General features: G+C 41.8%; 25 protein-coding genes and 2 tRNA genes. 16 read left to right on the top strand and 11 right to left on the bottom strand.

Annotated features, from left to right (window positions below; all coding sequences use genetic code 11):
* Window positions 1–7: 7 nt before the first annotated feature.
* The gene (locus tag QXI54_01895) at window positions 8–763 is read right to left on the bottom strand and encodes a sulfide-dependent adenosine diphosphate thiazole synthase (GenBank protein ID MEM0301905.1); all 756 of its coding nucleotides are present in this window, start codon (window positions 761–763) and stop codon (window positions 8–10) included.
* Between the two features lie 96 nt (window positions 764–859).
* On the opposite strand from QXI54_01895, the gene QXI54_01890 reads away from it, so the two are divergent.
* Window positions 860–958: transfer RNA gene (locus QXI54_01890), tRNA-Tyr, on the top strand.
* Between the two features lie 148 nt (window positions 959–1,106).
* On the opposite strand, the gene QXI54_01885 is transcribed toward QXI54_01890, so the two are convergent.
* On the bottom strand, window positions 1,107–2,411 hold the full coding sequence (locus tag QXI54_01885; protein ID MEM0301904.1) for a DUF22 domain-containing protein: 1,305 nt from the start codon (window positions 2,409–2,411) through the stop codon (window positions 1,107–1,109).
* Between the two features lie 82 nt (window positions 2,412–2,493).
* Here QXI54_01885 and hxlA point away from each other — a divergent pair, with 82 nt between their 5' ends.
* Genes hxlA through QXI54_01860 form a run of 5 tightly spaced genes read left to right on the top strand, consistent with a single transcriptional unit; the run spans window position 2,494 to window position 7,048 of the window.
* Window positions 2,494–3,792: a 3-hexulose-6-phosphate synthase gene (hxlA, locus tag QXI54_01880; GenBank protein ID MEM0301903.1), complete on the top strand. Its 1,299-nt coding sequence runs from the start codon at window positions 2,494–2,496 to the stop codon at window positions 3,790–3,792.
* 47 nt (window positions 3,793–3,839) lie between these two features.
* Window positions 3,840–4,520 carry a helix-turn-helix domain-containing protein gene (locus QXI54_01875; GenBank protein ID MEM0301902.1) on the top strand — a complete coding sequence of 227 codons (681 nt, stop codon included), beginning with the start codon at window positions 3,840–3,842 and terminating at the stop codon, window positions 4,518–4,520.
* Window positions 4,517–5,545 carry a hydroxymethylglutaryl-CoA synthase gene (locus QXI54_01870; GenBank protein MEM0301901.1) on the top strand — a complete coding sequence of 343 codons (1,029 nt, stop codon included), beginning with the start codon at window positions 4,517–4,519 and terminating at the stop codon, window positions 5,543–5,545. The genes QXI54_01875 and QXI54_01870 overlap by 4 nt, the downstream gene beginning before the upstream one ends.
* Window positions 5,542–6,693, top strand: a complete 1,152-nt coding sequence (locus QXI54_01865) for a thiolase domain-containing protein (GenBank protein MEM0301900.1) — start codon at window positions 5,542–5,544, stop codon at window positions 6,691–6,693. The genes QXI54_01870 and QXI54_01865 overlap by 4 nt, the downstream gene beginning before the upstream one ends.
* 4 nt (window positions 6,694–6,697) lie before the next feature.
* Entirely contained in the window at window positions 6,698–7,048 is a 351-nt protein-coding gene (locus QXI54_01860; protein MEM0301899.1) for a Zn-ribbon domain-containing OB-fold protein, read from the top strand.
* 131 nt (window positions 7,049–7,179) lie between these two features.
* Here the strand turns inward: QXI54_01860 and QXI54_01855 are convergent, their stop codons facing one another.
* The 7 genes from QXI54_01855 to QXI54_01825 form a co-directional block, all read right to left on the bottom strand.
* Entirely contained in the window at window positions 7,180–7,437 is a 258-nt protein-coding gene (locus QXI54_01855; protein MEM0301898.1) for a SpoVG family protein, read from the bottom strand.
* Between the two features lie 302 nt (window positions 7,438–7,739).
* Complete coding sequence (locus QXI54_01850; GenBank protein MEM0301897.1) at window positions 7,740–8,030, bottom strand: type II toxin-antitoxin system CcdA family antitoxin; 291 nt, start codon at window positions 8,028–8,030, stop codon at window positions 7,740–7,742.
* A gap of 145 nt (window positions 8,031–8,175) precedes the next feature.
* Window positions 8,176–8,430, bottom strand: coding sequence for a CpXC domain-containing protein (locus QXI54_01845; GenBank protein MEM0301896.1), 255 nt, complete (start codon window positions 8,428–8,430; stop codon window positions 8,176–8,178).
* A gap of 41 nt (window positions 8,431–8,471) precedes the next feature.
* Entirely contained in the window at window positions 8,472–8,708 is a 237-nt protein-coding gene (locus tag QXI54_01840) for a hypothetical protein (protein MEM0301895.1), read from the bottom strand.
* Entirely contained in the window at window positions 8,689–9,132 is a 444-nt protein-coding gene (locus QXI54_01835; protein ID MEM0301894.1) for a hypothetical protein, read from the bottom strand. The genes QXI54_01840 and QXI54_01835 overlap by 20 nt, the downstream gene beginning before the upstream one ends.
* A complete protein-coding gene (locus QXI54_01830) occupies window positions 9,119–9,304 on the bottom strand; it encodes a hypothetical protein (protein ID MEM0301893.1) in 186 nt (61 codons plus the stop codon). The genes QXI54_01835 and QXI54_01830 overlap by 14 nt, the downstream gene beginning before the upstream one ends.
* A gap of 244 nt (window positions 9,305–9,548) precedes the next feature.
* Entirely contained in the window at window positions 9,549–9,719 is a 171-nt protein-coding gene (locus tag QXI54_01825) for a hypothetical protein (protein MEM0301892.1), read from the bottom strand.
* Window positions 9,720–9,820: 101 nt separating this feature from the next.
* On the opposite strand from QXI54_01825, the gene QXI54_01820 reads away from it, so the two are divergent.
* Complete coding sequence (locus QXI54_01820) at window positions 9,821–10,654, top strand: ABC transporter substrate-binding protein (GenBank protein MEM0301891.1); 834 nt, start codon at window positions 9,821–9,823, stop codon at window positions 10,652–10,654.
* Between the two features lie 19 nt (window positions 10,655–10,673).
* On the opposite strand, the gene QXI54_01815 is transcribed toward QXI54_01820, so the two are convergent.
* Window positions 10,674–10,949: a hypothetical protein gene (locus tag QXI54_01815; GenBank protein MEM0301890.1), complete on the bottom strand. Its 276-nt coding sequence runs from the start codon at window positions 10,947–10,949 to the stop codon at window positions 10,674–10,676.
* A gap of 309 nt (window positions 10,950–11,258) precedes the next feature.
* Here QXI54_01815 and QXI54_01810 point away from each other — a divergent pair, with 309 nt between their 5' ends.
* The 3 genes from QXI54_01810 (at window position 11,259) to QXI54_01800 (ending at window position 15,457) form a co-directional block, all read left to right on the top strand.
* Window positions 11,259–12,779, top strand: a complete 1,521-nt coding sequence (locus QXI54_01810) for a sodium:solute symporter (protein MEM0301889.1) — start codon at window positions 11,259–11,261, stop codon at window positions 12,777–12,779.
* Window positions 12,780–12,852: 73 nt separating this feature from the next.
* Entirely contained in the window at window positions 12,853–14,274 is a 1,422-nt protein-coding gene (locus QXI54_01805; GenBank protein MEM0301888.1) for an AAA family ATPase, read from the top strand.
* The gene (locus tag QXI54_01800; protein MEM0301887.1) at window positions 14,243–15,457 is read left to right on the top strand and encodes a VWA domain-containing protein; all 1,215 of its coding nucleotides are present in this window, start codon (window positions 14,243–14,245) and stop codon (window positions 15,455–15,457) included. Before QXI54_01805 ends, QXI54_01800 begins: the two co-directional genes overlap by 32 nt.
* Here the strand turns inward: QXI54_01800 and QXI54_01795 are convergent.
* Window positions 15,454–16,206: an ATPase domain-containing protein gene (locus QXI54_01795; protein MEM0301886.1), complete on the bottom strand. Its 753-nt coding sequence runs from the start codon at window positions 16,204–16,206 to the stop codon at window positions 15,454–15,456. The genes QXI54_01800 and QXI54_01795 overlap by 4 nt on opposite strands.
* Before the next feature lie 44 nt (window positions 16,207–16,250).
* Between QXI54_01795 and fbp the strand changes: the two genes are divergently transcribed.
* The 6 genes from fbp (at window position 16,251) to QXI54_01765 (ending at window position 22,341) form a co-directional block, all read left to right on the top strand.
* Window positions 16,251–17,357 carry a fructose-1,6-bisphosphate aldolase/phosphatase gene (gene fbp, locus QXI54_01790; GenBank protein ID MEM0301885.1) on the top strand — a complete coding sequence of 369 codons (1,107 nt, stop codon included), beginning with the start codon at window positions 16,251–16,253 and terminating at the stop codon, window positions 17,355–17,357.
* On the top strand, window positions 17,354–17,953 hold the full coding sequence (locus QXI54_01785; GenBank protein ID MEM0301884.1) for a hypothetical protein: 600 nt from the start codon (window positions 17,354–17,356) through the stop codon (window positions 17,951–17,953). Before fbp ends, QXI54_01785 begins: the two co-directional genes overlap by 4 nt.
* Window positions 17,926–19,776: a Glu-tRNA(Gln) amidotransferase subunit GatE gene (gene gatE, locus QXI54_01780; protein MEM0301883.1), complete on the top strand. Its 1,851-nt coding sequence runs from the start codon at window positions 17,926–17,928 to the stop codon at window positions 19,774–19,776. Before QXI54_01785 ends, gatE begins: the two co-directional genes overlap by 28 nt.
* A gap of 23 nt (window positions 19,777–19,799) precedes the next feature.
* Window positions 19,800–19,872: transfer RNA gene (locus QXI54_01775), tRNA-Val, on the top strand.
* A 419-nt stretch (window positions 19,873–20,291) separates the two neighbouring features.
* Window positions 20,292–22,154: an indolepyruvate ferredoxin oxidoreductase subunit alpha gene (iorA, locus tag QXI54_01770; protein MEM0301882.1), complete on the top strand. Its 1,863-nt coding sequence runs from the start codon at window positions 20,292–20,294 to the stop codon at window positions 22,152–22,154.
* Complete coding sequence (locus tag QXI54_01765) at window positions 22,147–22,341, top strand: hypothetical protein (GenBank protein MEM0301881.1); 195 nt, start codon at window positions 22,147–22,149, stop codon at window positions 22,339–22,341. Before iorA ends, QXI54_01765 begins: the two co-directional genes overlap by 8 nt.
* Window positions 22,342–22,346: the final 5 nt, after the last annotated feature.

Here is a 22,346-nt window from a genome sequence, read left to right as displayed (position 1 = left end):
CTACATTTCATTTAAGGTCTCTTGCAATGACTTCTGCAACTTTTTTTCCACTCTTCAGCATTCCGCCAAATATGGGCCCCATTCTGGGCAAATTATAAACACTCGCTACTGCCATTCCAGCAACATAAAGCCCCTCAACAACTTTGCCAGTTTTTTCAACTACTAGAGATTCACTAACTTCACAAAACGCAGATCTTTCGCCAGGAACAGCAATTTTTAACGGAACCTTTCTTGATGCGACCGCAATAACTTCTGCATCATGCCCGGTGGAATCTACAACAGCTTTTGACTCCACAAAGATCGGATCCACGTGCAATCCAGCTAATTCGACCGCACTCCATTGTAGGCAGACTCCAGTAATTCTAAGTGGATTCTCTCTGAATATGACATCGTCAACCGACACTCCAGGAATGATCTTTGCTCCACAGTCAATACATTTCGAGGCAAGTTTTGCCATGAATTCTGAAGAGTCGCAGATTAATAGCCCGGATTTTTCAACAGTCCGTATGTTAAAATACTCAAGGATATCCTTTGTATCTTTTTCAAGCGCAATCTTGTGGAAAAGCATTCCACCTCCCCCAATGCCACCGCCAAAGCTAAGTCTTCGTTCGAAAATTATAGTCTTTAAGCCTTTTTCTGCAAGATAAGCTCCAGCTGTAAGTCCTGCTGGCCCTGCGCCAACTATGACTACATCACTTTTTGCATAGTTCAACCAGTCCTTTGTGGCCTCTTCAATTATTGCTTTCGTTATTTCCGCCTCCATCCTCTGCTTTTTTCGTTGAGATGAATATAAATTCTTCGGAGAAAACAATCAAGCTTGGAGCGTAATATTTTTAAGCAAAAAGTTCAACTCTTATTACCCGCCTTAGCTCAGCCTGGGAGAGCGCGGGACTGTAGTTTGCCACTCCGCTGGCAAGCGGAGATCCCGGTGTCCCCGGTTCAAATCCGGGAGGCGGGATGACACTTCTTTTATTTTTAGTAAAATGCGAGCCATGTAAGTCTTTTTGGTTTTGAAATTTAAGAAATTTGGCATTCTATGGGAATTTTCGAAGGTCATTACCTGTTCTATTCTCTCTTTTCGTGATCTTCTCAGCAGAGATATTAAATTAAGGTTGCAAAGCTGGAGAAGTCACTTCTTTATGCTCGATCCATTCTTTTAGCCAGCTCTTCAATTTCTCTGTTGTTTTCACTTCCACGTCGTATATGTTAAGGATGCCGAGAAGTTCGCCCATTCGAATTTCGCCATCTGATATAGGTAAAAACACGGCTTTTTCAATCTCTTTTTCCTCCTCTACTTTGGCCATTCTCCTTTGAATCGTATCTATGACTACACCAAATGGATGTCTCATCATACCGAAGGTTGAAATTATGGTATTTTTCGGGAGTTTTATCTTTTTGATCGAAACTATACAGACCTCCCCAGCTTTAACCCTTTTGTTCTCGTTCGCAATTAGTAGCTCCCATCTCGCTACGGGGGATCTTCTGAAACCATAGGGTGGTAGTTTTACAGTTGTTCTTATCACACCTTTTCCGCTCCTGTAAACGGTAGTAAATGACCTCTCTTCCCCCTTTACAATTGCTTTTAGGTCTTCAAGGTCAACAAAGTATATTGCAAGGGCTCCGAGCATGTCCCCTTCTTCGATTTTACCGTCTTCGATTGGTAAAAATATCGCATGAGTCAGTTTTCTCTCCTGTTCGACCTTCTTTGGTTTTCCTTTCTGGATAACATCTATAAGAGAACCATATGCGTTGCCCATAAAGCCCGTTAGCGTCGCAACTGTGTTCGGTGGCAGAGCGAGACACCGGATTTTGACTTTTGTCAATTCATTCTTTCTAATTATTATGCTTTCATCTGCAATTACGGGTTCCAGCAGAGCGATGTGGACCCTTCTGTATAGTGTGTCAGTCATCTTTTGGGTTTTTCTGATCAGGTTTCCATTTTCTTTCCAAGTAATTCTACCAGTTCTCTGTTCGCTGATAACCTCAAATTTCTGCTGACCCAATCCAAGAGTTTTACCTACAAATCCAGTTTTAATAAAAAACACTTTAATAACCCCAATTAAGTCACACTTCTTAATAATACCATTCTCTACCGGAATAAAAACTGCTTGGCTGATGCATTTGTCTTCCTCAATCATTGAGGGTCTTCCGTATTCGATAACGCTTATCGTAGTCCCAAGTGCATGGCGGGCTTCGTTTAGACAGCCAATCATTGTGTTTGGTGGAAGCGAAATCCTCTGGACATCAATAATTGCGGGTTTACCCTTTTCCACGGGAGTATCTTTTTCAGCTATAAGGGGCTTGAGCTGGGTGAAAGGGACCATTCTAAACTCTGAATTTTTTAAATCAACTTCAATTGTTTCAATTTTATCTCCAACAAGCCCAGACCAGTATCTCATTTTCAGTCTCATACTATAACTATTAAACGTTACTCTCTATAAACTTTTCTGCAATTCATAGAAAAGACTAAATCCTTCCTGTTTTAATAATATTATGGATAAACCAATACTCCAAGTTGCACTGGATCTACTGGAGCTAAAGAGGGCGATTGAGATTGCCGATGAGGCGATTAAGGGTGGGGCAGACTGGGTCGAGGCTGGAACACCATTAATTAAAAGTGAAGGTATGAACGCGGTTAGAGAGCTCAAGAGAGCTTTTAAAGATCATAAAATCGTTGCGGACATGAAGACCATCGATACAGGAGCGGTTGAGGTAGAGATGGCCGCAAAAAGCGGTGCGGATATTGTGATAATTCTTGGACTATCAAATGATGCAACTATCGCCGAAGCCATTCGCGCAGGTAGAAAGTATGGCTGTGAGATCATGGCAGATCTGATAAATCATCCTGATCCAGTAAAAAGAGCTAAGGAGCTTGAGGAAATTGGTGTAGATTACCTGAATGTTCACGTTGGCATTGATCAGCAGATGATCGGAATCGATCCGCTCGAAGTTTTAAAGAATGTTGTTGGAAGTGTTAACCTTCCCATTGCTGTAGCTGGCGGACTTGATGCAGAAAGAGCATCAGTTTGCGTTTCTTTGGGGGCAAAGATTGTTATAGTTGGTAGCAACATAGTAAAGTCGAGAAATGTCGTTGAATCCGCCAGAAGGGTTAGGGAAGCAATTGACAAAAAGGCCGGTACTTACGTTAAAAAGAGCATGGATGAAGAGACACGAGAGCTTTTAATGAAAGTTTCAACACCAAACGTGAGCGATGCGATGCATCGGGCAAGAGCTATGAGCGGAATCTATCCACTGGTTCGCGGTAAAAAAATTGTTGGCAAGGCAGTAACTGTAAGCACGATGGATGGAGACTGGGCCAAGCCAGTGGAAGCTATAAACGTAGCTGGTGAGGGGGATGTGATTGTAATAAAATGTTCCGGTGATACTGCAGCAGTTTGGGGGGAACTTGCGACAAGAAGTTGTCTCAACAGGAAGATTGCAGGGGTTATTATTGATGGTGCTGTTAGAGATGTTGACGACATAAGGGCTTTGGGCTTTCCACTTTTTGCAAAAAGAGAAGTTCCAAATGCAGGTGAGCCCAAAGGTTTTGGAGAGATCAACGTCAGGATAATTTGCGGGGGCATAGAGGTAAATCCAGGAGACTGGATAATTGCGGACGATAACGGAGTGATGGTAATTCCAAAGCAGAGAGCTTACGAGATTGCGAGGAGAGCATTTGAAGTTAAAAAGTCTGAAGATCGAATTAGGGGTGAAATAGAGGAAAAGGGCAGGACGCTTGCAGACGTCGTGGAGCTTTACAAGTGGGAAAAAGTTAGACAATTGTCGAAATAATTATAGTCAATTAGTTAAATTTATAAGCAGAGTGGAAAATTAGTCTTGTGGAGCACAGAAGATTTGCAGAGCGAGTTTGTGGCGAGATAGTTTTGGCAGAACATCATGGAGAAGCGATGAAGAAGTGGAGGCAAATATTTTCTATTTCTCAGAGCGAGCTTGCAAGAAAGCTCGGAATATCTCCGTCTGTTATAAGCGATTACGAAGCTGGAAGGAGAAATCCGGGTGTTACGTTTATAAAAAAATTTGTTTTAGCATTGATAGAGCTTGATTCCCAGAGAGCTAATCCAATAATTTCCAAGTATCGGGAATTACCTGACCTCTCTTCAGCAATTATTGACCTTGCAGAGTATTTTAGGGGTGTAAGTGTTGAGGAATTCTGTGCAAAAATTGAAGGAGAAAGGTTGAACAACTTTGAAAAGACTATAAACGGTCATACTGTAATAGACAGCCTTAACGCAATTTTGATGTTTAATGCATACGACTTTTACAGACTTTTTGGCTTCACAAGTGAAAGGGCACTGGTGTTCACAAAAGTGACGAGTGGAAGATCTCCAATGGTAGCTGTAAGAGTTTCAAGTTTGAAGCCTTCGGCTGTAGTTCTCCATGGGATCCAGAAAGTTGATGAGATGGCGGTTAGAATTGCGGAAGCAGAAAAAGTTCCGCTTATTCGCACGGAACTTGAGGTTGGTGAGATGATAGGTAGGCTAAGGAGGGATTTTCTGTGATTGGGATAGTATCTTACGGCACCTATATTCCAAAATACAGGATAAAGGTTGAAGAAATAGCCAGGATCTGGAAAGAGGATCCTGAAGCCATAAAAAACGGTTTAGGGGTTAAAGAGAAGTCTGTTCCGGATTTGGATGAGGATACTGCAACGATGGCAGTTGAAGCTGGACGAGAGGCGTTAAGTAGAGCGAAAATCAAACCAGAAAAAATTGGTGCAGTTTTTGTCGGGTCTGAAAGTCATCCTTATGCTGTAAAACCAACAGCGACAATTGTTGGCGAAGCTCTTGGTATAGGGAACTATTACTTCTGTGCAGATCTCGAATTTGCCTGCAAAGCTGCAACTGCTGGCATGCAGTTTTGCTTTGCCATGGTTAAGGCCGGAATGATCGAATACGGAATGTCAATTGGTTCCGACACAGCTCAGGCGAAGCCAGGGGATGCCCTTGAATATACTGCAGGAGCTGGAGCAGCAGCGATCATAATCGGTAAGGATCCAATTGCAGAGATAGAGGCAACAGTTTCTTACACAAGCGACACACCGGACTTCTGGAGAAGAGATCTACAGCCATATCCAAGCCATGGCGGTAGGTTTACTGGTGCTCCTGCTTACTTTAGACATGTAATTTCTGCAGCAAGGAAATTGATGGAGATTTGTGGCTACAGCGAGAAGGATTTTGATTACGCAGTCTTTCATCAGCCGAACGCTAAATTCCCCGTGAGAGCGGCAAGTATGCTTGGTTTCAAAGAGGAGAATATTGCTCAGGGAATGCTTGTAAGAGCGATTGGAAACACTTATTCTGCCTCTTCATTGCTTGGACTTTGTGGAATTTTGGATATAGCAAAGCCGGATCAGAGAATTCTTCTTGTTTCATTTGGCTCTGGAGCGGGAAGTGACGCCTTTGCAATAAGGGTTACTGACAAGATTCTGGAGTATCCTAGAAATGCCACAGTCTGGGACAAGGCGAACAACGGAGTTTACTTGGATTATGCACTTTACCTGAAGCATAGGAGGATGATAAAATGAAAGTCGCGGTTGTTGGAGTCGGATGCACCGAATTCGGTGAGCTATGGGACAAAAGCTTTAGAAGCATATTCCTCGAAGCGGGAATTGAGGCTTTGAACGATTGTGGGATCGAAGGCAAAGAAATTGGAGCAATCTATGTCGGAAATATGAGCGGAGGGAAATTCATAGATCAAGAACACATCGCCGCTTTAATTGCAGATCACGCTGGCTTGGCTGAATTTGGAATCCCAGCTGTTAGGGTAGAAAATGCAGATGCAAGCGGTGGCTCTGCATTTAGGCAAGCTTTCATGGCTGTTGCCTCAGGAATGCACGATGTTGTGATTGCCGCAGGAGTGGAGAAGGTCACGGACTCCGTTGATCCTATGGGTGTTCTTTCTACTTCTATCGATCAGGAATGGGAGAGATTTGTTGGTGCAAATCTTCCAGCGCTTTATGCAATCATTGCAAGGCTCCATATGCATAAATTTGGCACAACTGAGGAGGACTTGGCAAGAATCGCGGTTAAAAATCATAAAAACGCTGTGCACAACCCGAAGGCTCAATTCAGAAAGGAGATCAAGGTTGAAGATGTCCTATCTTCCGAATTCGTTGCAGAACCCCTGAAGGTTTTAGATTGCGCTCCATTGAGCGATGGAGCTTCAGCGGTGATCTTGGCTAATGAGAATATAGCAAGAAAACTCTGTGACACCCCAGTATTCGTGGAGGCATGCACTCAAGCGAGTGATTACTTGGCTTTGCAGTGTCGCAAGGATCTTTTGACAATGAGAGCCGTTTCAAAAGCTTCAAGAGATGCTTATAGAATTGCTAAAATAGGGCCAGAGCAAATAGACGTTGCAGAAGTGCATGATTCTTTCACGATTGCAGAGCTATTGGCTTATGAGGATCTTGGATTTGCAAAAAAGGGGGAGGGAGCGAAGCTTATAAGGGAAGGTGAGGTGGAGATTGGCGGAAAGATTCCAGTAAATCCTTCAGGAGGTCTTAAAGCCTGTGGACACGCTGTAGGGGCAACTGGAATAAGACAAATTGTAGAATTGGTTTTGCAGTTGCGTGGAGAAGCTGGAAAAAGACAGGTTGATGCTGAAAAAGCTCTCGCTTTGAATGTTGGTGGCACGGGCGCGACTGCAGTAGTTACGATCCTTTCGAGGTGATCTTATGGTTCCGAGATTTTGGCGGAAAATCAAATATCGCTACGATGTTGTTGGTAGCTATTGCGAAAACTGTGGAAGCTACTATTATCCCAAGAGGGAAATTTGTCCGAGATGCAGAAGAAGAAGTAAGCTAAGGGACGAGAAGTTTCCAGATGAGGGAATTATTTTGAGCTACACAGTTGTTAATAGTAGGATCATTGCGATGATTGGATTAAACAATGGTGCAAAGACCCTTGCAGAAGTCTGTGCGGACAAAGTTGAGATTGGAATGAAAGTCAAAAAGGCATTCAGGAGATACGGCGAAGAGGGGGAAGCAGGGATAATCTACTACGGAACAAAGTTCGTCCCGATTTGATTTTTAATTTTTTAATTTTTTAGTTTAAGCACAACTTGTTTTCCGAATTGTTATTCTACGAATTTCCTAAATAACCCCATTAGATTAAAATAAAACGATAAAAAATTTTCTCAAAAATCTAAATTCGATGTTTACTCCTGATTATGGTAGGCTTTTAGCACAGCATCAACAATCTTATCTCTGGCTTCCTTACTTACCGGATGGAACAGATCCTGATAGCTCCCATCTTTTCCTTTTTTGCTGGGCATGCTAACCCAAAGCCCCTTTTCACCCTCTATAACTTTCAAACCCTTCACAACGAATTCATTGTCCAAGCTTACAGAGGCATACGCCTTTACGTTTCCGTCTCCCTTCGACTTGTATATTCTAACTTCTGTAATTTCCGCCAATTCAAACCCTCCTTTTAAGTTTTCTTTTCCATTAGTAGGGCAGTATATAAGTTTTTCCTATTTTAAAGTTGGATCCGTCTACATCGGCCATTTACTATAAGGACAACTTATTTTAGACCAATTTCAGAAAAGAAAGATTCACCACAACATATTTTCCCCCGAATTTCCACTTCTTTTCTTCCGTATTGTCTCTTTTCTGCAACATTTTCCATATCCGGACACAAGAAAAAGTCTTCAGAAGGCTCAGAAAGCCAAACGAACCGCTTACGACCTCGATTGCATCTGACCATAGATAAGGAGCTTTACGACTGGCTAAAACAAAACGTCTCAAATATCTCTTCTTTTGTAGAAAAGTCCATTAAAGCCATAAAAGACCAAATACAGCCAGCTTTTATCCTAATTTCAAAAATAGACAAGCCATGGGCAGGGTTTGAACCTGCAACCTGATGATTACGAGTCACCCGCTCTGCCAGTTTTTTACCGTTTCTACAAGATTTAATCGCTTCTTCGAGTAAGTTTGGCAAGTTAATACCTTCTTTCTTTGCAAAATCCAGCAAAGCCTCATCGATATAGACTGAAGTTCTCTTCTTCATTTTATCACCATTCTTGTATTTATATAAACTAATACTATCTATAGCAAACTACCGCACAACATTATTTATGCTTTTATTACAAAAATCGAAAAATACTGTGGAAATAAACCAAAAAAGATTTGATTAGAGTAAACTAAAAAAGAAATCAATCGAGAAATTCGATCTCGATCTTTTCCTGCTCCCGATCCGCTTCAAAAATCAACCACTTCTCGGATGTCACCAAGAGATCGGGTGGTAGAAAGATCTTTTTTCCACAGTGAGGGCATTGATGTGTTACTCTCTCTTCAACGTCTTCTTCGCTTAGAGGTTCAACCATTAGGTTTATAGAAGCCCAGTAGCCAGTTTCAAACCACTCTCCACATCCTGGACACTTTATCTTCACCCTTACTGGTAATGACATGTGAGAAAGTTCACCTTCAAAAATAAGATTTTTTCTGGTATCTAAGTATGAGGGTTGAAATCCTTCTTTGCATCTTCGAGCTTCTCAACATCTTCGAGTTCTATAATTTCAAGAATTCTGACCTGTAACTCGAGAATTTTCAACAAAGTCTCTGCAATTTCTCGATCTATTGCTTCAGTAATCACGAGAGCTGAAAGCGTGTTCAAAATTCTTTGAACGTCTTTAGCGTTCTCAACTTTTAAAACTCTCTTCAATTTTCTAAATTCTTCCCTCTTCATTTCCATCCTCCTTCCACAGATTTTCAAGAATTTTTTCAAATTCATTCTGTGGACTTTTCAGCGCTAAAATCTCGTTTTTAAGCTTTATAGCACGCAGGAGAGCGTTTGTCCATACCTCCACAACTCTTGGCTTTGTTTCAAAGTCGAAAGTTGAAAAAATCGAATAAGCCTTGGCTATAACGCTATCCAGAGCGGTGATCTCATCTAAGACTTTAGATGCAAGTTCATTAACATGCGAATCGTATTTCCTTCGAGCCTCTTCAATCATGCTCGGATAAATGTGCCTCTTGTGATTTGAAAGATTGACTTTGTTTAGGCAAAGTTCTGGGAAGGAAGCGATTATCTCGTTGTATGCTCGATTATCCACAAGCATTTGATCAATTTGCTCCCTGTAAGGGCTTCTGCAAATCTTACAGCGAGTCATCAAGCTTTTTTTGAATGTGCTCTAACAGAATGGCAATTTTTCTGAGATAGAAGCAGGTCTCTGAGAGTATGCATAGATCGATGTTTTTTGTGCAGTTATCAGTCTTGAATTTGCATCTCTCGCAAACCGAAAAGAAGGTGTTCAATCCTACTGCTCTTTTCTCGATCTGCATAACTCTCTCTTAAAAAATTAGTGATTAAGTAGCTCTGAAAGTATGCATGGAAGCATCTTCTATCTGTTTTTCGTGAGAAAGGCCTCACAATTTGTTTTTTAGTGCATTTGAAGCAAACTTTGAGTGTAAATTCCTCAACTAGAGGCAATATAGTGCTTAAGCGTTCTTCTTGTTTTTCTTGTTCTCTTCTCTTCCTCAATTGCTCAGCAAGCTCATTTAAACGTTCGTCTTGTAATTTCTGAAGCTAATATTCACTTTCTCTCTTCTGCTTTTCCAGCTTTGTTATCTCTTCCATGATTTTCTTCTTTTCTTCGCTCAAGGTGGAGAAGCTTAATTTTCTATTGAGTTGAGCAATTTTTGTTTCGATGTCTTCAACGTTCTTTCTTTTCTCTGCTATTATGTCATTGATGTTCATCTATCCTCACCTCTGAGCCAATCTATGTGCTTCTTTATCGCTTCAGTCCAGAACATCACTACGGTTGGACAAAGCCGTTCTTCGAAGATGCAAAGCTGTATATGGGTGTCAAGAAGGTGGCCTTATTCCTTGAAGATGCTGCCTGGACCCTTTGCAGTAGGGAGGGGTGCAAATATGTAACACCCTTCGGATCTACTGAAACAAAAGCTATGAAAGACTGGATAAGGGATGAACTCGAACTGGAAGTTGTATACATTGTTAACATAGCTGTCGGTGAGAAGAACTTCCTACCAATGCTTGAAATGGCCAAATCGAAAGGTGCTCAATATATTTTCGTGCGTTCAAGCTGGTATACTGACACAGTAACACTCGTTAAGCAGTGGGCGACATCCAGTGCAAGGGACATTCCAATCGTTCTATGGGGAGGTCCGAATCACTGGAGCGTCTTCTGGAATCTAACCGGTGGAGCAGCATTGGGTGTGATAACTAGTGGAGCATACGATGCTCCCAATATCCCGCCAGTTAGCCCACTAACGCGACCTTTCATCGAAAAAGCCAGATCATTAGGTTTATCTGTTGACATTTCCTCTCACGTCTTCTACTCAGAGATGTATCGCATAAAAGAGGCAATGGAAAAAGTTGGAGATCCAAAGAATATAGATTCAGTAATAAAAGCAATGGAGGATATCGAATTCAAGAATCACACATTATATCCACCTTCTGCAGTCTATTTCGGATACAAGGATCCGAGGTTACATTCATATACGGGCCTTCCAATGCCATTCCCTGCTCAAATTCAGTGCAACGGCCAGGCAGTGTTCATAAGTTCTCCAGAGAGAATAAAACAAGCCGGTTACTCAGAAGAAGTAGTCAGCATGATGAAGCCTGAAGCTTACAAGCCCCCAGCTGAACTACGAAAAATCTGCGGAAGCTAACTTTTTTAAAATTTTTTAGCTACCTTCTTCTAAGCAACCAACCGCTGATTTCTTTTGGCTTAAGTAAATATAGCCCGATTTTTGGATGGCTGAGCGATATTTTTATGAAATCCTCGCACAACTTTTCAGGGACCCCTTCCATCCTGCAGAAAATCGGTATAACTTTTCTAATTTCATCTTCATCTCCCACTTTTTCCAAAAAGCCTTCTATTATCAACGAACAATCCCCACTCAACACGATATAGCAAACATTTCTGCTTTTTTCCAGACACCTATGTTTTCTCCCCTCTTTCAAAAAGCAAAGTAGATCCTTCTATCTAAAAAGCTCACAACTCCCTGAGGATTTGTTTTTAGAATTCCCTCGATCTTGATCTGATCAAGTTTCTCGACTTCTATTCTATGAGGTATTTTATTTTAAATCTAAAAATTACTTAAATTTTATCAAATGATTAATTCAAAAAGGCAGACCGAAAATTTAATATTGCATAATTGAGTCAAACTGCCATGCTCGGAATGGAATTTCAAACATTTGTATGCTTTGCTATAACTATGCTCGCCCAGATCTTGGTTTTGCTGATCTGGGCTCTGAAATGGAGGTGAGTAAATGCTCGCTTGGGTCATCTTTGTAGCCTACCTTGTAGCAGTGGCGATAATTGGCTACTACGGAGCTAAAAGGACCAAGACTGTTGCAGATTTCGTCGCAGCGAGTGGTCAGCTTGGTTTTTGGACCTATTCTCTGCTAATGATTGGGAGTGTTTTCAGTGGAATGACTCTAATCGGAGTCGCTGGACTTGGATTTACAACCGGTTGGGCAAACATGTGGGAACGCATAATTGGACCCCCATTTGCTATTGCCTTTGGCACAATCCTGATCGCAAGCAGACTTTACAAGATTAGACCAAATGGAATTCTGACAATTCAGGATTACCTTTCGTTTAGATACAACGATCCAAAGGTTATGAGAATTCTTGCAGGAACAATTTCTGCCCTTACATGCTACATCTACCTTATAGGGCAGTATACTGCCATTGGTGTTGCAAGCCACATAATTCTGGGGATTCCTTACTGGCTTGGTGCAACCATCGCTGCTGTAATAGTGGTCTCCTACGTTATGAGCGGGGGAATGTTTTCGACAGCATGGACGACTTTTTTGCAGAGCCTTCTCATGATGTTTGGAGTTTACCTTACAGTTCCATTTATAATAGCAGGAGTTGGAGGATTTGAACAGCTAAACATCGCACTGTCAAACATGCCTCAACTCCAGAACGAAACTCGTGGTGTAGCACCAAATTACATGTTTGCAGAGTATCTATCGAAGCCTTTTGGACCTGCCGAAGTTCCACTTGTAGGCTGGGTTTACAACATAACGCTGTTCTTTATAACAGTGCCCTTTGGCTTGATGGTTGCCCCGCACATCGTTAACAACATGCTGACGTTCAGAGATCGTAGCTATATAAGATGGAGCCCACTGGTAATGTATGTGTTGGGAGTTGCAATCATCCTCCTAACAGCACTCGCTGGGATGGCTGCGAGAGTAGCATGGGCTCAAGGACAGCTTGATATCCCCGAATTAAATCTTGGAGTTACCAAAGTTGCTTGGTCTGATATGGCTTATCCTGCCGTGGCCCAAAAATTCCTCCCAGAGTGGCTTTTCCTCTTGCTCTTGCCAACTATACTTGCGGGCGTAATGTCCACCACGGACAGACTTATACTTACAGCAACGAATAGCATAAGCTATGACATTGTAAAAAATGCTCTGGGTAAAGAGATTGGAGAACGAAAAATGAGATTGTTCAATGCAATCCTTGTTGCGATTATCGGCTTTTCATCCCTTCTGATTGCGCTGACACCACAACAAATGCTCGCTTGGATCATCTGGTCAGGCCTTGCACTGATGGCAAACTGTTTCTTCTTCCCCATCGTCCTCGGGCTCTATTGGGATCGAATGACTAAGAATGCCGCAAGGCTCAGCATGCTTGTCGGATTCATCGTAACCATAGTTTGTTTTGCCACTTATGGAAGGACAATTCCGATTTTTGGAATTCCGAGCTATGCAGCGTTTCCAGGATTCTTGGCAAGCTTTTTGACTGCAGTAGTAATCTCACTTGTGGAGAAGAAAAAATAATTTATTTTTTATAAATTCGTTGCAAAAATTTTACAACCAAAATTATAAAATAACATGAAAGAGAATTTCTTACATGGAATTTGAATACATATTCGAAGACGTGAAGATTAAACCGAGCAACGCTCCCAAGTTTATCCTCAATGGTGAAGAAGTTGATATCTGGAGTAAAGAGCTTATCAAATATCACTCCAAGAGTATCACTGAATACATTCGCGAAAATCTGCTGTTTTATGAATCTAAAGGGCTTGACCCATTTGGTGAAATCGTAGGCAAGACGGTTGAGAAAGAGATGGTAAAGACAGCTCTTCTCAGTGGTTCGAATATTCTATTCAAAGGTAAGAAAGGATACGGAAAGACAACATTCTCAAAGAGTGTTTCAAAACTTTTGCCGGAGAAAATACTCGCAATAAAGGGCTGTAAAATACACGACGACCCCACACAGCCTGTATGCTTTTCATGTAAGAAAAAGGTTCTTGAAAACGAAAAAGTTGAACTAATCTTTATCCCAAGAAAATGGATTAGAATTCCAGGAGACCCGATGATGACAACAAGACAGTTAATCGGTGGGATTAGCATTCAAAAGATAAAAGAAGGCTATGATCTTGATCATCCAGAAGTATTTACTCCCGGCAGAGTATTAAAGGCACATAGAGGCATTGCTTACTTTGATGAACTTGGATCAATTCCTTCTGCTTTACAAACACTCCTTCATGAACTTTTTGAGGAAAAACAGGTCACTACCCCTGAAGGGGACATAGTGCCGATGAAGATAGACACACTTGTAATTGCATCTACGAATCCTGCCAATTATAAAGGAGTCTCGGACATCAAAGAGCCCTTACTAGACAGAATGGAGCAAATCGACATAGGCCCCCCCGAAACTCTGGAAGAGGAGATTGAAATCGGATTGAGAAATATGAACTTAAAACACGGCTCAATTATTCCCGACTGGCATCTAAGGATATTGGCTAATGCTGTTCGCTGTATGAGGAACAAGACATGCAGATACGCTAACAGGATTGAAGTTGAACCCAGCTGTAGAGCAACGATAAAGCTCTTCGACCATGTAAGAGCTTCAGCCATACGAAAAAGACATGAAGCGGTTATGCTTGCAGATTATGGTGAAAACTTTGAAGTCGTTAAACTTGCGCTAAAAAGCAGATTTGAAGTTGAATATGAGACAGAAATATCAAAAGATGAAATAATCGAAGGGGTTTTGAACGACTCCATTGACAGCGTTTGCAGTTCGATTTACACTTCGATCCCAAGAAATACATTCAGTGAGATTATTGAGGAGATCGCAGAGCAGAAAGTTGTAAATGCTTACGAGACAAATAGCGTTCTTAAAAGATTCGCGTCATCACTTTGTAAAAAGAAAGAAGAGCTTAAATCCGCTGTTGAGATAACTCTTGAAGCGATTGCAAGATGTTCTGGGCTTATAGAAAGAGACGGTGATGGTATTTATGTTTACAAAGCATATGATCGAGAAACCTGAATGCAAAGCCTGCAAAAAAGGTTCTCCATTAGAAAGTTTGGTAAACGATCTTCTTTATTCTCTGTTCAACCCCTACTATCGTGAGAAGGGTAATTTTGACCCGACAGAGCTTATAAAAAAGTATTTAAGAGATGAACTGAAGAGATTCGAGCAAAATCCATTTTTCAGGGAAATTGTTAGAGATTTAGGTTTTTCTGACGGTTACTGGACCGAACAACTTGAAAAATACCAGATGGCCAAAAAGATGGCTTGGGAAGATCTAAAAAGCATGCTCGAAAGGGGAGAGCTTAAAAGAGAAGATATAAGTGCAACTCAGCTCGTAGAGAATTTCTTTGATGAAGTAGTTGAAGATCTCAAGAAACTTGGGTACATTGAATACGTGGAGGGGAAATTCCATAGAAGAGTTGTAAAGTATAAAGCAATTGCTGAAAAGATAATCGGAGACAAAATACTCTCCATAGCACTGGAAGAACTTGAACAAAAGAATCGTGGAGAACATCTGACCGAAAAGGAAGGAATTTCGATTTTTAGCGGCGAAAACATAGTTGAGTTTGACCCTGCAATTCATTCCTTTGATAATATAGATATCTGCGAGTCATTCGTAAAATCAGCTATAAAGGGTAGACTCGATCTCGATGAAATCGTTGTCAGACAGCCAAAACACGCAGAAAAGTGTGTTTACGTAATGCTTATTGACGTAAGCGACTCTATGCGTGGTAAAAAGATCATAGGTGCTATCGAAGCAGGAATCGCATTAAGGAGAGCTATAGAGAGAAAATCGAGCAACGATGAGCTTGTAATAATGGCCTTCAATCACAGGGTTTCAAGAGTTAGGAAAGAAGACATTTTAAATCTCGAACCGAAAGGAAGAACCGATATAGGGCTGGCCTTAAGAAAAGCACGTGAAATTCTTTCCGAAAAGAGTGGAACCGGCATTGTTTTTCTTATTAGCGATGGTGAGCCTACTTCAAGCTTCGATCCAACACTCACCCCCTGGATGTGTGCACTGCGAGAAGCTAAGATGCTCAGGAATGTTCGTGCCAAGCTTCAAATAGTTATGTTTAGCAACGAAGGTAGATTTGTTGAATTTTGCACACTGATGGCCAAACTATGTGGAAACTCTAGACTCTTCCATTTCTCAGACCCTCTAAATCTCAAAAAATATATCCTGAAAAGGTTTTAAAGTAATTCTTCCTTTGAATATACCACTATCCCTTTGTTCGTAATCTCAAACGGATGTATTTTCTTACTATGATTTGTGCCGCGCATTTTGAAAATTTCAAGGCTTCGCATTCTTGTATTCTCGACTCTTGTGTAATAGAGAACTATCGTGCCTTCAACCACGAAGTTCTCGATTCCGAATCTACTTATTCTGTCCGGGCCATCTTCGATCACTTCACAGGTTAGCAGAGAAGTCAAGCCTAAAATTTCCATTGTGGTTGAAATCTTCAGCAATTCAACTCTAAACTTGGCTGGATCGGAAATTGTAAATCCAATCGAGGTCGTGGAATCCAAGACCGCCCTCCTTGCCCCGATTTCATCTTGGATTGTTATTATGTGGTCCAGAAGGGATCTTGTATCAAACGGCCGAACATCGATATATCTCTCTTCTGAAGGCAACCCGATTTTTGTTGAAGTGGCATCAACTATGGCAAGCATGTTTTCGTCTTCAAGTTTTTCAAGATCCCAACCAAAACTCATAAAGTGCTCTCTAAGGTGTTGAGGCCTCTCTTCTGTAGCCACGAATATTCCTGGCTCATTAAATTGTTTTGCGCCATTTACCAGATACTGCATTGCGAACACAGTCTTTCCGGATCCTGACGTTCCAGAAATCAGGTAACTTCTATCCCTTAAAAGTCCGCCCTCACAGAGTTCATCAAAACCGGGTATACCCGTAGGCACTCTTTCAAGCATAATCATCACACTAACCATTTCAAAACCTTAAAGTTTAAATTATTTACGCAAAATTCAGTCTTATGAAGATTACGGTCTCGTTAATAAAGGCAGATGTTGGAAGCGTTGTGGGGCATGCCGTTGTTCCTGAAGAAATAAAAAAGTTGGCTGAAGATCTTTTGAGAAACGCGGTGGAGAGTGGCGAGATAGTGGACTATCGGGTGTTTAACGCTGGTGACGATCTCGAATTGCTGATGACACACAAAAAAGGCGTTGATAACGCCAAGATTCACGAACTCGCTTGGAATGTTTTTAGTAAGTGCGCAGAAAAAGCCAAGGAGATGAAATTGTATGGTGCAGGACAGGATTTGCTCAAAGATGCTTTTTCTGGAAACATTAGAGGTCTTGGCCCGGGTATTGCCGAGATGGAATTCACAGAAAGAAAGGCAGAACCATTACTTGTGTTCATGATGGATAAAACAGAACCAGGTGCGTTTAATTTGCCAATATTCAGAATCTTTGCAGACCCATTTAATACTGCCGGCCTCGTGATAGACCCCTCAATGCACTCTGGCTTTGTATTCGAGATCTGGGATATCCTGGAGCACAGAAGGGTTTTCATGAGAAGTCCAGAAGAAATTTACAGCATACTCGCACTTATTGGAGGAAAGAGCAGATTTGTTATAAAAAGAGTTTATCCGAAGCCTGGAAAATTGCCGACAGACGAACCCGTAGCGGTCGTAAGCACCGAAAAACTATATCAGGTAGCAGGGGAGTATGTTGGTAAAGATGATCCTGTAGCGATTGTGAGAGCTCAAAGTGGTTTGCCTGCTGTGGGGGAAGTTCTCGAAGCCTTTGCTTTCCCACACTTGGTTAGTGGCTGGATGCGGGGGAGTCACAATGGTCCAATAATGCCAGTTCCCTTTAGATATTCCAAATGCACCCGTTTTGATGGGCCCCCGAGATGCATATGTGCAGGATTCCAGCTCTGCAATGGTAAACTCATAGGCCCGGTGGACATGTTTGACGATCCGGCCTTTGACTACGCAAGACAAAAAGCAAATGAGATTGCAGAATACATGCGAAGACATGGTCCGTTCGAACCGCACAGACTTTCCGCAGAAGACATGGAATACACAACACTACCTAAAGTGCTTGAAAATCTGAAAGGGAGATTTGAAGAGTTATGAAATACGTATTCTGGAAATCAATAATGGATGAGCAGAAGATTGACTACCTTAGCAAGTATAGCATCGCTGTTGTTGGAAGCAGGATGATGCTTGAACTTTTATGGCGTTCTGGAATTGGATGTATTAGATACGTTTCCGACTTTATCACTCCGCTCGATTCACTCATTGATTGTACGATCAACCCAGGCGAGGCAAATCAATACGATGTTGTGAATCCAAAATCCGATGAGAGTTGCGTCATATCATATCTCTATCCTGAAGACAGAGGCGAATTAAGAAAAATACTGAGAGGAGTAGACATGATAATAGCCCACAAGCATATTCCAGTGGTTGCTAAAGTTGCTGAAGAGATAGGCGTTCCTTTTGTGCCTGATGTGGTTACCACATTTCTTCCAGACGGTGTTAAATTCTGGGAAGTAGAATACCCAGTAATTGAAAGAAATCCTATAAGCTACGCAATTACATGTGGGCTGCAGGCAATGGAGGTCATGAAGACGCTTTGCGGTTATAAGCCGATCTTAGCTCCAGATGCCATACTGGTTGACATGAAGGAGGGGATTAGAAGAGTATGTCTGAAGAAAATTGGCACGGCCTGAAGGTTGGTATAGAGATTCATCAACAACTCGACACAAAAGAGAAGCTATTCTGCAGATGCCCAACAGAGTCCTCAGAGGATGCGAAGCTCGAAATTAGGAGGTATCTAAGACTTAAAAGGAGCGAAATGGGTGAAGAGGACAGGGCGGCGAGAGAGGAAGTTGAAAGGAAAAAAAAGTTTCTTTACAAATATTATGAGTCTACATGTCTTGTCGAGGCTGATGAGGAGCCACCGACTGAAATGAATAGAGAAGCCCTAAAAATTGCGATTCAGGTTGCTAAAATGCTCAAAATGACAGTTCTTGACGAAATACATGTGATGAGGAAGATCGTGATCGATGGAAGTAATACAACCGGATTTCAGAGAACTGCACTTGTTGCAGTGGATGGAGAGTTGGAAGTTGATGATGAAAAAATTAGGATAGCGACGCTTTGCCTTGAAGAAGAAGCATGCAGGAAAGTTGAAGAAGGTGAAGGTTTTACAGTTTACTCTTTAGATAGACTTGGAATTCCTCTAATCGAGATAGGAACAAAAGCGGACATTAAAACTCCTGAAATGGCAAAAAAAACTGCAAAAAAGCTTGGAATGATTTTAAGATCAACAGGAAAAGTCAAAAGGGGTATAGGGACGATAAGACAGGACGTGAACATTAGCATACGAGACGGTGCGAGAGTTGAGATAAAGGGCGTTCAGGAGCTCGATCTAATAGACAAGGTTGTCGAATACGAGGTTATAAGGCAGTTAAATCTGTTGCAAATAAGGGAAGAGTTGCAAAAGAGAAATGCTCACGTAGTTGAGAGAGTTTTCGATGTAACAGACGTTTTCAGAAATACTAAGTCTAAGATCTTAAAAGGAAAAACAGTAAAGGCTATACTGCTTAAAAACTTTGCTGGAATTGTTGGAAAAGAGCTACAGCCCGGAAGAAGGCTTGGAAGTGAGTTTGCGGACATAGCGAGAGCTTTCGGTTTGGGTGGAATATTCCACACAGATGAACTTCCGGCTTACAGTATCAGTGCTGAAGAAGTTTCAATGCTGAGGAGCGTTGTTGGTGCTGTTGAAGGGGACGCAGTCGTTATCGCAGCTGGAGATCCAGATAGGGTTGAGAGAGCTTTGCTGAGGATAATCGAGAGAGCTAAATATTGCTTTGTTGGTGTTCCAGAAGAGACTAGGAAGGCTAACGAGGATGCGACAACTTCTTATCTCCGCCCACTCCCGGGGGCTGCAAGAATGTATCCTGAAACAGATGTCCCTCCAGTTACCTCTTTAGCTTATCTCGATGTTGAAATTCCCGAATTGATCGAAGATAGGGCTAAGAGATATGCAAAGCTACTACCAGCGGATCTCGCATTTGAGATTGCAGATTCAAAATACTACCGAGTTTTCGAAGAATTCTGTAATTCGCTTCCACCAACGATTGTTGCAAGGGTTTTGCATGTAATTCCGACTGAGCTCAGAAGAGAGAACTGCAAGGTTGATTTGCTCGAGGAAAAGCACTTCAGAATGGTTTTGGAGATGATCCGAGATGGAGAAATTGCCAAGGAAGGTGCTGAGAATGCTTTGAGGGCAATACTCGAGAAACCATCTGCAAGTAGGAATGAATTGAAAGTGGCGCTCGGATCGAAGAGCGACATTGATAGCTTTATTCAAAAGCTTATTGAAGAAAAGAAAGACCTGATTGCTGAAAAAGGTGAAAATGCTTTCAAGCCATTAATGGGTATAGTTATGGGCGAATTCAGAGGCAAAGTGGACGGAAAGGTTGTTGCAGAGAAGCTTAGAGAAGCGATATCGAAGAAAATGAAAGAACTCGAACCGCAAAATTCATAAGTCAGAATACCCCCCTTTTTTTAGGGCTCGTGGTCTAGCGGTTATGACGTCGCCTTGACACGGCGAAGTTCCCCGGTTCGAATCCGGGCGAGCCCATGTTTTTCCAGGATTGGAGACGCCTAAAAGGCCACTGTTAAATTCCTGCTTTTCTGGATTGTTCGATTTTCGGTTTGAGGGCTTTGGAGCTTTATTTTTGCTGGATATCTCATATGAGAAATTTTTTCGCATATGAGATTCGCCTTTCTTAGAATCAAACTCTTTTATCAATTCGAGTATTTTCCGCTCGATTAAATCTGAAATGGAAACGCTTTGAACTTTAGTAATCTCTTGCAACTCTGAGAGAAGATCTTTATCCACACGGAGCAAGAAGTTAACTCTACCGCTTGGCTTTCTTCCCATGTGTGGAGTTGGCAACTTTTCGCCTTAAATTGACAATGATTTGTGTTCTCCCTCATTTATGGTTTTTGCTCAACTCACATAGCAAAAATTTTAACCACCATTCTCTTACGCCCTTCATGCTCAAAGATGTCATCAAGGACAGTGAGGGAGAAAAAGTTCTTCTGCTTGGTAACGAAGCCATCGCTCGAGGAGCAATCGAAGCTGGCATAGATGTCTGCGCTGCTTATCCCGGAACACCTTCTTCAGAAATTCTCGATACATTAAGTGAGGCTTGCAGAATGCTAAAGGACAGGATGGAATTCTACGTTGAATACTCCACAAACGAAAAAGTTGCTTTAGAGGTGGCAATCGGTGCTTCGCTTGCTGGAAAAAGAGGAATGGCTTGTATGAAGCATGTGGGCGTTAACGTTGCTGCAGATGCTTTGCTGAGCTTTGCGTACGTTGGAACGAGAGGAGGATTTTTACTCGTTTCTGCAGACGATCCAAGTATGCATAGCAGTCAGAATGAACAGGATAACAGGTGGTATGGAAAAATTGCTAAATTGCCTGTTCTTGAAGCTTCGAGTGTTCAGGAAGCAAAAGAAATAACTAAGCAAGGTTTCGAACTTTCCGAAAAATTTGGTTTGCCCATAATTTTTAGAAGCTACACAAGGCTGAGCCACCAGAGTGGAGCTGTTAAACTCGGAAGGATTCCATATAAAAAGCTTGATAAAGTAAAGTGGACCAGACGTCCTGAGACTGATGTTGTTCTGCCAGCAATTGCAAGAAAGCTTAAGCCAGTGTTGAACAAAAAGCTTTCAGATATCGAGAGATTCTTTAACCGCTGGGAAATGAACTGGATTGAAGATGGAAATGGAAAAATTGGCGTTGTTGCCTGTGGATTGGGCTATGCATATGCGAAGGATGCAATGAAAAGTCTAAAAGTGGAATTACCGATTCTCAAGCTCTCTTCAACTCATCCCATCCCTGAAAAACTTGTAGAGGAGTTCGTTTCTGATCTCGATGCAGTTATTACTGTTGAAGAAGTCGATCCATTCGCTGAGATCCATTTGAAAGCGATGGGCATTAAGGTTTTTGGAAAACTCAACGGCTACATGCCAATGGATTACGAATACAACGCTTCAAGAGTAGAGATTGGGATTGCAAAAGCACTTGGTATTAAGCCAAATAGAAATTACCCAGAAGAGCTGAAAATAGCTGAAGAAATCTCAAAGTTAGCTCCTCCAAGACCTCCAGTGCTTTGTCCAGGCTGTCCGCATACTGCAGCATTTTATGCAATCAGAAAAGTCGTGAACGAACTTGGAAACGCTTGCTTACCTTCAGACATTGGCTGTTATACTTTAGGCATTAACAAACCTCTCGAAGGTGTCGACATAACGATCTGTATGGGAGCAAGCGTTGGTGTGTCGAATGGACTTGCACATGTGCTGAGTGATAAGATCATCGCCACCATTGGAGATTCCACGTTTTTGCATGCTGGGATACCAGCCCTGATTAATGCGGTCTACAACAGAGCAAAGTTTGTGCTCGTGATCCTTGACAACTCCACAACTGCAATGACTGGACATCAGCCACATCCGGGCACGGGAGTAAGGGCTTGCGGTGAAATTGGGAGCAGGGTGAAGATCGAAGAAATCGTGAAGGGCTGTGGAGTAGAGTTTGTTGAAGTTGTAAATCCATACAACGTTAAGAGAATGATCGATACACTTAAGAGGGCCATAGCCCACAATGGGGTTTCTGTTATCGTTGCAAGACAAGCCTGTGCAATAATATGGGCAAGGGAAAAGAGAAAGAAATCGAAAATAGTTCCTTTAAAGGTAACAGACAAATGCGATCTCTGCATGGAGTGCATAAAGACATTTACTTGCCCAGCATTGACTTTCGATGGCAAAGTGAATATCGATCCGGACTTGTGCGTGGGCTGTGGAGTGTGCTCGCAGATTTGCTCAAAGGGAGCAATAAGGAGAGAGAATGCTTGAGCTCAGAGAACTAAGCTGGAAACTATCGTTTAGCTCTACAGTAGTTTCGGTATTTTTTATCAGTTTTGCAGTATTTTACCTCGCAAAATTCGGTCTTCAGAATTCGATTTTCGTAGCATTGCTGTTGAGTCTCTTAGTGGCAATCTTGATGAAGTTCCAGAAGAGCAAGATTTTAAAACCTCCATAATAGCG

It is taken from the genome of Archaeoglobaceae archaeon (assembly GCA_038734275.1).
In the GTDB taxonomy this organism is placed as follows: Archaea; Halobacteriota; Archaeoglobi; order Archaeoglobales; family Archaeoglobaceae; genus WYZ-LMO2.
The sequence above is the reverse complement of the archived record's forward strand: the minus strand, read 5'-3'. Positions and strand labels throughout refer to the sequence as shown.